Here is a 12,825-nt window from a genome sequence, read left to right on the forward strand (position 1 = left end):
GCTATGCTTCACGCCCCTTGAACGGATGCGGCCGCCGCATCCCCTTCCCTCTCCTTTCGCTGGCTCACCCACCATGTCCCTGTCCCGCAGCAAGCAGCTCAACCGCGCCGAAGTCGTCGACCAGAACTTCACCGCCAGCGTGCGCGCCTGGAACGGCGCCCCGAAGGCGCGCCAGCGCGGCGAAGGCGAGATCCTGTGCGCGGGCACCTCGCTGACGGTGGGCGGCTTCCGCGAGCTGTTCGAGTCGCAGCTGATCAGCCGCCACCTGGACCTGATGGCGCGCGTGCTGCGGGTGCAGAACAAGGTCTTCTACACCATCGGCAGCAGCGGCCACGAAGGCAATGCGATGGTCGCGCGGCTGACCCGGCACACCGATCCGGCCTTCCTGCATTACCGCTCCGGCGGCTTCATGGCCGAGCGCTTCCGCAAGCTGCCGGGGATGGACCCGATCATGGATTCGGCGCTGTCCTTCGCCGCCAGCAAGCTCGATCCGGCTTCCGGCGGGCGTCACAAGGTGTGGGGCAGCAAGCCGCTGTGGGTGCTGCCGCAGACCTCGACCATCGCCAGCCACCCGCCGAAGGCCTTCGGCACCGCGATGGCGATCGACCAGGCCAAGCGCATCGGCCACCAACTGCCGATTCCGGACGACAGCATCGTGATCTGCAGCTTCGGCGACGCCAGCGCCAACCACGCCACCGCGCAGGGCGCGTTCAACGCGGCCGAGTGGGCCGGCTACCAGCAGATCAAGGCGCCAGTGCTGTTCGTCTGCGAGGACAACGGCATCGGCATCTCGGTGCGCACGCCCACCGGCTGGATCGCGCACAGCTTCGCGCAGCGCCAGCACATGAAGTACTTCGCCGCCGACGGCCTGGACCTGGCCGAAGGCTATGACCAGGTGGCCGCGGCCATCGACTACTGCCGCCGCGAGCGCAAGCCGACCTTCCTGCACCTGCGCACCACGCGCCTGATGGGCCACGCCGGCACCGACTTCGAGATCGAGTACCGCAACTTCGACGACATCTTCGCCGGCGAGGCCGCCGATCCGCTGCTGCGCTCGGCCACGCTCGCGCTGGAGCACGGCGTGTACTCGGCCGACGAGTTGCTGGCGCACTACGAGGACATCCGCGCGCGCTGCTTCAAGGCGGCCGAAGCGGCCGACCAGACGCCGAAGCTGACCACGCTGGAAGACGTCGTCGCGCCGCTGGCGCCGTACACGCCGGATGCGGTGATGGCCGAGGCAACGCGCGCGCCGTCCGCCGAGGAGCGCGCGAAGGTGTTCGGCGCGGCGCTGCCGGAGACGCAGGCACCCAAGCACCTCGCGATCCTGATCAACCAGGCGCTGCACGATCTGATGCTGAAGTACCCGTCCTCGCTGCTGTTCGGCGAGGACGTGGCGCAGAAGGGCGGCGTCTACACCGTCACCAAGGGCCTGTGGAACAAGTTCAAGGGCGCGCGCGTGTTCAACACGCTGCTGGACGAGACCACCATCCTCGGTCTCGCGCAGGGCCTCGCGAACCTGGGCATGCTGCCGATCCCGGAGATCCAGTACCTCGCCTATTACCACAACGCCTGCGACCAGATTCGCGGCGAGGCGGCCTCGCTGCAGTTCTTCAGCAACAACCAGTACCGCAACCCGATGGTGATCCGCATCGCCGGCCTGGGATACCAGAAGGGCTTCGGCGGGCACTTCCACAACGACAACTCGATGGCCGCGCTGCGCGATATCCCCGGCCTGACCATCGGATGCCCCAGCCGCGGCGACGACGCCGCGATGATGCTGCGCACGCTGATGGCGCTGTCGCAGGTCGACGGGCGGGTCTCGGTGTTCCTGGAGCCGATCGCGCTGTACATGACCAAGGATCTGTTTGATGCCGGCGACGGCCAGTGGTCCTTCGCCTACCCGGCGCCGGACCAGGCGATCGCGATCGGCGAGCCGCGCCTGTACGGCGAGGACCACACCGATCTGCTGATCGTCTCCTACGGCAACGCCATCCCGATGTCCCTGCGCGTGGCCAAGCAGCTGGAGGCCGAGCGCGGCATCAAGACCCGGGTGATGGACCTGCGCTGGCTGCAGCCGCTGAACGACGCGGCCATCGCCGCCCACGGCCGCCAGTGCGCGCGCATCCTCGTGGTCGACGAAGGCCGCAAGAGCGCTGGCCCCGGCGAAGGCGTGATCACCGCGCTGATCGAGGGCGGCTGCGGCGGCAAGCCGATCGCGCGCGTCTGCGGCGCCGACACCTACACTCCGCTGGCCGGCGCGGCCAACCTGGTGCTGCCCTCGGATGCCTCGATCAAGGCGGCGGCTATCGAGTTGCTCGGCCGCTGATCCCGGCCGCGCGATGCCGGCGCCCCTGCCTGCAGTCGTCATGCTGCTGCCCGACACCGCCGGGCGCCTGCTGGTCATCCGCCGCGCCGAAGGCCGTCCCCGCGCCGGTTGGTGGTCGCCACCGACCGGGCGCGTGGAGCCCGGCGAAGACGAGCCCGCCGCAGTGGCGCGCGAACTGGCCGAAGAACTCGGCCTGCGCGGGCGCGCGCTGCGGCGGGTGTTCGAGAGTACGACCGACGACGGCCGCTACACCCTCGGGTGGTGGCTGTGCTCGGTGGATCCGTGGCCGATCGTGGCCGACCCTGGGGAGGTGGCCGAGTGGCGCTGGGTGAACCTGGCGGAACTGGAGGCCTTGCGGCCGGTGTTTGCCAGTCACCTGGAGTTCCTGCGGGGGCACTGGCCTCGGTGAGGGGGATGCGGGCTGCGCCCGCGGTTTTTTCGCTCGTCGCTCTGGCTTTTCGCTGTCGCTGTGGCTTTTGGCTGTCGCTGTGGCTTTTCGCTGTCGCTGTGGATTTTGGCTGTCGCTGTGGCTTTTGGCTGACGCTGTGGCTTCTTGCTGTCGCTTGAAAAGCAACAGCGTTTCGGCCTGACGGCCGAGTCACTTCTTTCTGCTTGCCCAGAAAGAAGGTGACCAAGAAAGAGGGCACCCCGCGTCCGCGCCCCGTGGCCTTTCTCTTGGTTACTTCTCTTTGGCCACTCAAAGAGAAGTGACTCGGCCGCCAGGCCGAAACGCTCTTGCTCTTGATCTCGAAGACAGAAGCCAAAGGCGAAAAGCGAGAAGCAAAAAGATCGCGGGCGGAGCCCGCTCCCACAAGCAGCAAAGCAGCGGCGACGGCGAAGGCGACGGCGACGGCGAAGGCGAAGGCGACAAGTCGCAGGCGGAACCCAGCCGAACAAACTACGCGGCGTCAACGACACCAACCAGACAGCGGGCAGTGTCCGCAACACCAGAAGCGAGATCGACATCCGGAACCCGCGCCACCGCGCCATCCCCCGGCGCCCGGCGCCCGACCCACGAGGGAACGACGCCCGCCAACAGGGCCGACAACCGGCGGTGCATGTCACGCCGTACCCTGTTCTAATGCGATGCTTTGGCATGCCGTTACCCCCACCGCAGACCGCATGAAGCTCGCCGGTTACACCGTCAAGGAAGTGCTCTACGCCGTCGACGAGACCGTCGTCGCGCGGGCCGAGACCGACGCCGGCGAGCGGGTAGTACTGAAGTACCAGGACACCCGCCACCCCTCGCCGGAGTTGAACGCGCGCTGGCGCCATGAGCACTCGATCCTGCAGTCGATCGAGTCGCGCTGGGTGATCCGCACCCTCGGGCTGGAGCAGGACGGCAACTCGCTGGTGCTGGTGCTGGAGGACTTCGGCAATGCCAACCTGGCGCAGGTGGCGGCGCGCCGCAGCCTGGACCTGGCCGAGCGCATGGCGCTGGCGCTGCAGCTGTGCTCGGCGATCAGCGCGGTGCACGAGCAGCAGCTGATCCATTGCGATGTCTCCAGCAAGAACGTGCTGGTGGACCTGGCCACGCTCAATCTCAAGCTGTGCGACTTCGCGCTGTCCACCCGCCTGGCGCACGATCAGAAGCCGTCCCCGGAAGCCGGTCTGCGCGGCACGCTGGAGTACATCTCGCCGGAGCAGACCGGGCGCACCAGCCTGGAGATCGATTACCGCAGCGATCTGTATTCGCTCGGCATCGTGCTTTACGAGCTGTTCTGCGGGCGCACGCCGTTCCAGTCGCGCGATCCGATGACCCTGCTGCACGCGCAGATCGCGATCAGCCCGGCGCCGCTGCACATGGTCGACCCGACCATCCCGGAGCCGCTGTCGTTGATCGTCCAGAAGCTGCTGGCGAAGTCGCCCGACGACCGCTACCAGAGCAGCTTCGGCCTGCACTGCGATCTCGCCGAATGCGCCCAGCAGTGGCATCGCTGCCACCGGATGGAGGTGTTTCCGCTGGCCACGCAGGATGTCCCGGAGCGCTTCTGCGTGGCCAACCGGCTGTACGGGCGCGAGGCGGAATCACAGGCGCTGGATGCGGCTTTCGAGCGCGTCGGTGGCGGTCGCGCCGAGCTGGTGCTGGTCAACGGCTACTCGGGCATCGGCAAGACCGCGCTGGTGGGCGAGCTGCACCGGCCGATCGTCGCCCGGCGCGGCTATTTCATCCGCGGCAAGTGCGACCAATACAGTCGCAACCAGCCCTACAGCGCGCTGATCCAGGCCTTCCAGCAACTGCTGCGGCAGCTCGCGGTGGAAGGCCCGCAGCGACGCAGCTACTGGAAGTGCGAGTTGCTCGAAGCGCTCGGCGAGAACGCCGCCGCGGTGGCGGAACTGCTGCCCAATCTGGCACTGCTGGTTGGCCAGGTGCCGCCGATGCCGGTGCTGCCGCCGGCCGAGAACGAGCGCCGCTTCCACATCGCCTTCGCCCAGTTCGTGCGCGCGCTGTCACCGCGCGCGCATCCGCTGGTGCTGTTCCTCGACGATTTGCAGTGGGCCGACGTGCCCACCCTCAAGCTGATCGAGCACCTGCTGCGCTTCGAGGGCGAGCTGTGCACCCTGATCATCGGCGCCTACCGCGACAACGAGGTCTCCGAGGGGCACCCGCTGGCGCTGGCGCTGGAATCGATGAGCCGCGCGCAGCTGCCGGTGCAGCAGATGCACCTCAAGGACCTGCCGCCGGCGCAGGTGGCGCGATTGATTGCCGACACCCTGCACTGCGCCGAGGCCGAGGTGGCCGAACTGGCGGCGCTGTGCGTGGAGAAGACCCGCGGCAACCCCTTCTTCCTCGGCCAGTTCCTGCGCACCCTGCACGCCAGCGGCGACATCCACTACGTGCGCGCCGAAGGCAAGTGGCGCTGGGACATCGCCCAGATCCGCCAGCGCGGCATGACCGACAATGTGGTCGAGCTGATGCTGCAGAAGCTGCGCACGCTGGCGCCGCAGACTCAGGCGCTGCTGACGCTGGCGGCGCACCTCGGCGACAGCTTCGACATGCGCGAGCTGATGGCGGTGGGTGGCCAGGATGCGCCACAGACGGCCGTGGTGCTGTGGCCCGCGCTGCAGGCCGGCATGGTGCTGCCGCTGGACGAGGGCTACAAGTTCGCCCAGGACGCGGCGCAACTGGAGGCCTCGCGCTATCGCTTCCTGCACGACCGCGTGCAACAGGCCGCGTATGCCCTGACCCAGGAGCGGGACCGCCTGCAATTGCGGCTCCACTGCGGCCGGTTGCTGCTGCAGCACAGCTCGAGCGAAGAGCTGCGCGCGCGCCTGTTCACCATCCTGGAGCACCTGAACGCGGCGGTCGCGCTGATCGACGATCCCGCCGAACGCGCGCGCCTGCTGCAACTCAACCTGCGTGGCGGGCTGTGGGCCAAGGCGGCCTCGGCGATGCCGGCGGCCGTCGCCCTGTTGCGCAGCGCACGCGCGCTGTTGCCGGGCGATTCCTGGCGCAGCCAGCCCGAGCTGGCGCTGACGCTGTACAAGGAGCTGGCCGAAGCCGAATACCTTGCCGGTCACTTTGCCGAGGCCGAGCAGATCTATCCCGAGGGCATCGCGGCCACCGATGACCCGATGGCCAAGGTCACGCTGTGCCTGGTGCAGGCGGACCAGTACGCGATCCAGGGCCGCTACCTCGAGTCCTTCCCGGTGCTGCTGCTGGCACTGACGCTGCTCGGTCGCGAGTTCCCGGCCGAGGAAGCCCTGGCGGGCCAGCAGTTCCCCGGCGAGTTCGCCGCCACCGAGCAGCTGCTCGCCGGGCGCAGCCACGAGGAACTGCTGCACACCGCGGAAATGAGCGACCGCGCGACCCTGCTGGAAATGCGCGTCTACTTCTCGCTGTCCTACGCCACCTACCAGACCGGCCGCTTCGCCTCCTTCGTCATGGTCGGCTGCCGCATGGTGCAATCGAGCCTGCGCCAGGGCCAGTGCGACCTCACATGCATCGCCTACGTGGCCTATGTCACGGCGATGTCGGTGATGAAGAAGCCCTACCCGGACTGCTACCGCATGGGCAAGCTGGCGCTGCGCCTGGCCGAGCAGCGCGACAACAAGTACTTCCGCATCACCGTCTACCACTACTTCACGTCCTTCTACCTCCACTGGTGCGAGCCGCAGTCGAATGCCTGGCCCTACCTCGAGCGTGGTTTCGAGCTCGGCCAGGCCGGCATCAACCCGCTGTCCAGCGGCTACTGCGCGCTGGCGCTGGCGATGACCAAGTTCATTCAGGGCATCCCCTTCGACGAGTTGGAGAGCGAATGCCAGCGCGGGCTCAAGTTCCTGCGCAACACGCATCAGCCCAACATCTACAGCGATTTGCGCTACGGCGTCCTGCTGCCGCTGCGCGAACTCCGCGGCACCTCCGGCGACGATGGCGAGCCGACAGCGGAGGCCTTTTTCGGCGGCGACTACCGCACACCATCGATCCCGCTGGCCTTCCACAGCAGCGCGATGATCCGCAACTGCTACCTGCGGGACGACCGCGAAGGCTGGGCGCGGCATGCCGCCAATCTGGACACGGTTGCAGCCTGCGTGCCGGATGGCCCGTCGACGGTGGAGATCCGTTTCTACGTCGCACTCGGCCTGCTGCGCGCGGATTTCGCCGGGGACGATGCGCAGCTGGCCGCCGCCAATCGGCTCGCGGCACAGCAACACATCGCCAGCTTCCGCCTGTGGAGCGAAGGCTGCGTCGAGAACTTCCGCCACAAGCTGCTGCTGCTGGAAGCCGAGGACGCGCGCGCCGGCGGCGATGATCGCCATGCGATGGAGTTGTACGCGCAAGCCATCGACGCCGCCGCCGAAGCCGGCTACGTGGTCTGCGAGGCCCTCGCCAACGAGCGCTACGCGCGTTTCTGGCAGGGCCTCAACCAGCGCCAACTGGCGCGCAACTTCATACGCGAGGCCTATTTCCACTATCGCCGCTGGGGCGCTGCCGCCAAATGTGCGCTGCTGGAGCGGCAATGGGCCGACACCCCCTTCCGCAGCATCGAGACCCGCGCCGCGCCGGGCGGCATGAGCACCACCCTGCGCAACATCTCGGAACAGACCGGGTTGCTGGACCTGCGCTCCCTGCTCAAGGCCAACCAGCTGCTGGCCAAGGAGATCCAGCTCGACTCGCTGCTGGAGAAGATGCTCGAGGTGCTGCTGGAGAACGCCGGCGCGGAGCACTGCGCGATCATCCTCGACGACGAGGACCAGCTGATCGTGGAGGCCGCCGGCGGCATGGTCGACGGCCGCCACCTGCGTACCCAGCGCATCAGCCGCCGGCTGGCGGACTATGTGGACGAAGCCCAGCCGCTGCTGCCCAACTCGATCATCGAGTATGTGCAACTGACGCGCACCGCGCTGCTGCTGAACAACCCGGCGGCAGACGAGCGCTTCGCCAACAGCGCCTACCTGCGCATGCGCCAGCCCAAGTCGGTGATCTGCCTGCCGGTGGTGACCCAGGGCAAGCTGATCGCGCTGGTCTACCTCGAAAACAACCAGATGGAGAACGCATTCACCGCGCGGCAGCAACTGACGCTGGAACTGCTCAGTGGCCAGGCAGCCATCTCGCTGGTCAACGCGCGGCTGTACGACAGCCTCGAGCGCAAGGTGCAGCAGCGCACCGAGGAACTGCGCCAGATGAGCCTGAAGGACGGTCTGACCGGAATCGCCAACCGGCGCTCCTTCGACGAGCGCCTGGCGCTGGAATGGCGCCGCAGCCTGCGCAGCGGCGAACCGCTGTCGCTGCTGATGGTCGACATCGACCACTTCAAGCAATACAACGATCACTACGGCCACCTGGACGGCGACGCCTGCATTACCGAAGTGGCGCACGCGCTGCAGCGCGCGGCCAGCCGGCCGGGCGACCTGGTGGCGCGCTACGGCGGCGAGGAGTTCGCCATCCTGCTGCCGAACACCGACGAGGAAGCCGCGGCGCAAGTGGCCGAATACTGCCTGCGCAGCGTCGCCGCACGGGCCATCCCGCATGCCCAGTCCAGCGCCGGCCCGCATGTCAGCGTCAGCATCGGCGCGTGCACACTGGCGGTGTCCGCGGACGACCAGATCGGCACCCTGATCGGCCAGGCCGACCAGGCGCTCTACCACGCCAAGCGCAACGGGCGGGCGCGGTTGTTCCACTACTCGCGGCTGTAAGCGCAAGCTGGCATCCTGAGGCCACAGGGTGGGTGGAGCGACAGGCATGCACGAGTCGACCAGGCAGCATTGGCGCTGGCCGCTGGCGTTGATCGCCGCGTGGCCCGGTTTGGGCGCCATCGCGCAACCGGCCGCGGAACCGGCGGACGCCCCGCGCCTGGATGCCGTCGAGGTGCGCGCGCAAAAGCGCGTGCAGACCCTGGACGAGGTCCCGATCTCGATGCAGTTGCTGGATGGCCAGCGCCTGTCCGAGCAGGGCCTCAAGGACACCTCGCAGCTCGGCGGCCAGGCCGCCAACGTCAAGATCACCCAGAACACCGCCGAGGGCACCGCGCCGGCGATCACCATCCGCGGCGTGGGCAATCTCGATTACAACACCTCCACCACCTCGCCCATCGGGGTGTATGTCGACGGCGTCGGCGGCGGCACCGGCAATCGCCACCTGGTCAATCTCTACGACATCGAGTCGGTGGAGATCCTGCGCGGCCCGCAGGGCACCCTGTTCGGGCGCAACACGACCGCCGGCGCACTGCTGGTCAACACCCGCCGCCCGCTGCTGCAGCAGCAGGAGGGCTATGTCGAGGCGGGTATCGGCAACTACGATTCGCAACGCCTGGGCGGCGCCTGGAACTGGCCGCTGGGTGAGCGCGTCGCGTTGCGCGCGGCCTTCGACGAACGCCGCTACGACTACACCGTCAACAACCTTTATCCGCCCGCGCCCGATCCGGACATGCACCAGAGCGAGGGCCGCATCTCGCTGCTGGCGGAGACCGACGCAGTCGAGATCTACCTCAAGCTGCACGGCGAGGACTGGGACGGCGTGTCCAAGCCGGTGCGCCACATCGGCGTGATCGCCGCGCCGGGCAGCCCGCCCGCGCTGTGTACGCCGGCGCAGGCCGGCAGCAACGCCTGCACCGACTTCTTCGGCTTCAATGTCGGCAGCAACGATTTCAACGATGTTGCAGCCAACAGCAATGACTTCGATGGCTTCCCCCACCACCGCCACAGTGCCGGCGCGGACCTGACGCTGACCTTCCCGCTGGACGAGCGCAGTTACGTGGTGTCCGTATCCAGCTTCAACTCACTGGAACGCCTGCACCACTACAACGCCGATGCCAGTCCGGCGCGCCGGCTGGAGGGCTCGCTGCACGCGGACGGCGACGTCTGGACCCAGGAGCTGCGCTATCACCTGGACGCCGGCCCGGCCTATTTCATCGCCGGCGCCTACTGGCTGGAAGAGCCGCTGGAGCAGCGTTTCTTCATCGACATCCTGCGCGATTTCCGCACAGTCCCGGATCTCTTCAGCCAGGCCGCGATGTTCCTGTACGACAACCAGATCGACACCCGCTCGCAGGCGCTGTTCGCCAACCTCGACTACGATCTCGACGACACCACCACGCTGACCGCGGGCCTGCGCTACACGCGCGAATCCGTCGACTACCGCGCGCTCGGCCAGGTCAACGTCGCCACTGCCGCGGGCGACCAGGACGGTGCCACCTTCCCGGCCTGGGATGTCGCCGGCGAGGTCGACGACGGCCAGTGGTCCGGCAAGCTCGCGCTGCACCGGCGCTGGTCGGACACGGCCAGCAACTGGATCAGCGTGTCGCGCGGCTTCAAGAGCGGCGGCTACAACGGCGCCATCGCATTCAGCGCCGAGGAAGCGCGGCGCAACGACTACGGCAGTGAAACCCTGACCGCTTACGAGATCGGCGGCATCGCCTACTGGGACGAGCAGCGCGCGCGCCTGCAGTACGCCGCTTTCGTCTACGACTACCGCGACCAGCAGGTGTTCATGAACACCCCGTCCGAGGCACCGGGCGGGTTGCCGCTGCAACTGCTCGACAATGTCGGCCGCTCGCAGATCCACGGCGTGGAGCTGGAACTCGCCTGGCAGGCCAGCGATCCACTGGAACTGCGCCTGGGGCTGGGCTGGCTGCCCAAGGCCGAACTGGAATCCTTCGTCAATGCCCAGGGCGTGGAAGTGCGCGACAACCGCCTGCCGCTGACCTCCGAGTGGAACGCCAACGCCTTCATCGACTACCGCATCCCCGCGGGCGCCGGGGAATGGCTGCTGCAGCTCAACGGCAACTACCAATCGAAGTTCTATTCCGACCAGAACGAGAACGAGTACACCGCCCAGGACGGCTACACCCTGTGGAACGCCCGCGTCGCCTACGAGCGCGACGCGTGGACCGCCGCACTCTGGGTCAAGAACCTGACTGACGAGGCATACACCCACCTGCGCTTCGATCTGATCAACTTCCTCGGCCTGGTGCAGGACAACCGCGGCGAGCAACGGCAGTTCGGCGCGGATGTGCAATGGCGGTTTTGAGCCCGCCGGGACGGTGCCCGCGTGCACCGGCGCACGGAGCCAGCACTACCCGGTTGAAGAATTCTCGAACCCCAGCCCCCTCCCCCGGCCGCAGCCGCAATCCCCGATCCTCATGCCGCTTCCTGAAAACACCCTGCTCGGCCGCGCCGTCGACCACGAGCCTGCGTATGCCCCGTCGATCCTGATGCCGATCCCCCGAGCCGCCGCGCGGGAGGCGTTGGGAATCCATCACGATCTGCCGTTCGCCGGCGTGGACCGCTGGACCGGATTCGAATTGGGCTGGCTGGAACCCGGCGGAAAGCCGCGGGTCGCGGTGATGCGCGCCCAGGTGCCGGCAGATTCGCCGAACCTGATCGAATCCAAGAGCTTCAAGCTGTACCTCAACAGCTACGCGCGCGAGCGCCTGGAGCAGGTGCAGGCGGTGCAGTCGCGGATCGCGACGGACCTGACGACGGCAGCGGGTGCACCCGTTCACGTCGAACTGCTGGAGCCGCGGGATTGGCCCCGGCTGGCGCCCGGCGAATTGTCGGGAACCGTCATCGACGAACTGCCGATCGAGGTTGAAACCGGCCGCGGCATCGATACCTCGCCACTGCGCAGCGATTGCGCGCTTGTCGTCGACGAATCGCTGGTATCGCATCTGCTCAAGTCCAACTGCCCCGTGACCGGCCAGCCAGACTGGGCCAGCGTGGTCATCGACTATCGCGGGCCGGCAATCGATCGCGCGGGACTGCTGCGCTACCTGGTCTCTTTCCGCGACGTTCGCGAGTTCCACGAGCAATGCGTGGAGCGCATCTATCTGGACCTGGCGCGCCACTGCGCACCCGAATGGCTGGCGGTGGAGGCGCGCTACACCCGCCGGGGCGGCCTTGACATCAATCCGCGGCGGGTCACGCGTGGACAGGCGGCAGCAGGGCCCGAGCGGCGACATTGGCGCCAGTGACCCAAGCCCCCGGGTCCCCGGCGTACCCGATTCAGCCCTGCAAAACGCCCCTCGTGGTCATATCGACCATGCAACATGGAACTGTTTCCAACCGTGCACGAGGGACATATGCGCCGATTCTGGTGGTTGCTGGGACTGAGTCTGTGGATCCATGCCGCGGTGGCGCAGGGCGCCCAGGTTGCAGCGCCCGTCCAGGCGGCGGCGGAGCTGACACCCACGGATCCCACCGAGACGCCGCTGAAGGTGCTGCGTGCCCTGCGCACGAATGATTTCGCCGGTCTGCTGGAAGCCACGGGCGGCGAGGCTGAGCTGCGGAGCTTCCTCACCGAGGATGCCCAGGAAACGCCGCAGACCATCGCCGAGAAGATCGCCGACAACCCGCCGAGCGAGGACGATGTGCAGTGGCTGCGGGTCTGGACCCTGCTGTCCGGCCCGGACGGAGTGGCGCGCGCCAGCGCCGAGTGGTACCCGATATGGCAGCAGGCCCTGCCGCATCTGCTGGCGAATGCCCAGATGGGTCTGACGGCGATGGGTGCCGCGATTGCCGAGGACACCTCGATGACCGGGCTGGAGCGCGCGCAGATGCTGGAACTCCAGTGGGCGCTGACGGGCTGGCTCTCGCGCACCGACTTCAGCGATCGCAAACGCTTCGAACAACTCCTCGGCCTGGGACGCGACTGGATCCTTGCGAGCGGCAAGGCACACCCGATGGAACTGGTGCTGACCAGCCCGGAGCAACGCCTGGCGCTGGCCACCCGTGCAATGCAAGCGAGCAAGCGGGCGCTCGGCCTGTACGGCATCGACGCCGATCAGGTGCTCGCCAGTGTCAAGATCGAGTTGCTGGCGCGCGATGGCGGGAGCGCCAGGCTGCGGACCTCGCTCAAGTTCCTGGATGTGCCGCTGGCCCTGGAACAGAACCTGGCCTGGTACCAGGGCGAATGGATCCCGGCCGAAACCGCGCAGGCCTACAGCAACCAGGAAGCGCGCGCCCAGGCCGCCCAGGCCGCTGCGGCGAAGGCGGCGCCGGGCACTGTTGCACTGGATGGCGAGCCGGTGTTCACTCCCCCGCGCGCCGACCAGGAATGA

Annotated in this window: 6 protein-coding genes; all 6 read left to right on the top strand. The window is 67.8% G+C overall.

Translation table 11 applies throughout. The annotated features are described in order from the left end of the window. Positions 1–73: 73 nt before the first annotated feature. The 6 genes from IPK27_22235 (at position 74) to IPK27_22260 (ending at position 12,825) form a co-directional block, all read left to right on the top strand. Positions 74–2,326 (top strand): MFS transporter, encoded by a 2,253-nt coding sequence (locus IPK27_22235; protein MBK8070224.1) that lies wholly within the window; start codon positions 74–76, stop codon positions 2,324–2,326. 40 nt (positions 2,327–2,366) lie between these two features. Then, entirely contained in the window at positions 2,367–2,735 is a 369-nt protein-coding gene (locus IPK27_22240; protein MBK8070225.1) for an NUDIX hydrolase, read from the top strand. A 713-nt stretch (positions 2,736–3,448) separates the two neighbouring features. Further along, positions 3,449–8,464 carry a diguanylate cyclase gene (locus IPK27_22245; protein MBK8070226.1) on the top strand — a complete coding sequence of 1,672 codons (5,016 nt, stop codon included), beginning with the start codon at positions 3,449–3,451 and terminating at the stop codon, positions 8,462–8,464. 46 nt (positions 8,465–8,510) lie between these two features. Continuing rightward, a complete protein-coding gene (locus IPK27_22250) occupies positions 8,511–10,796 on the top strand; it encodes a TonB-dependent receptor (GenBank protein ID MBK8070227.1) in 2,286 nt (761 codons plus the stop codon). Positions 10,797–10,908: 112 nt separating this feature from the next. Then, on the top strand, positions 10,909–11,739 hold the full coding sequence (queF, locus tag IPK27_22255) for an NADPH-dependent 7-cyano-7-deazaguanine reductase QueF (GenBank protein MBK8070228.1): 831 nt from the start codon (positions 10,909–10,911) through the stop codon (positions 11,737–11,739). A 75-nt stretch (positions 11,740–11,814) separates the two neighbouring features. Continuing rightward, complete coding sequence (locus IPK27_22260; protein ID MBK8070229.1) at positions 11,815–12,825, top strand: hypothetical protein; 1,011 nt, start codon at positions 11,815–11,817, stop codon at positions 12,823–12,825.

Source organism: Rhodanobacteraceae bacterium, from assembly GCA_016713135.1.
GTDB lineage: Bacteria > Pseudomonadota > Gammaproteobacteria > Xanthomonadales > SZUA-5 > JADKFD01.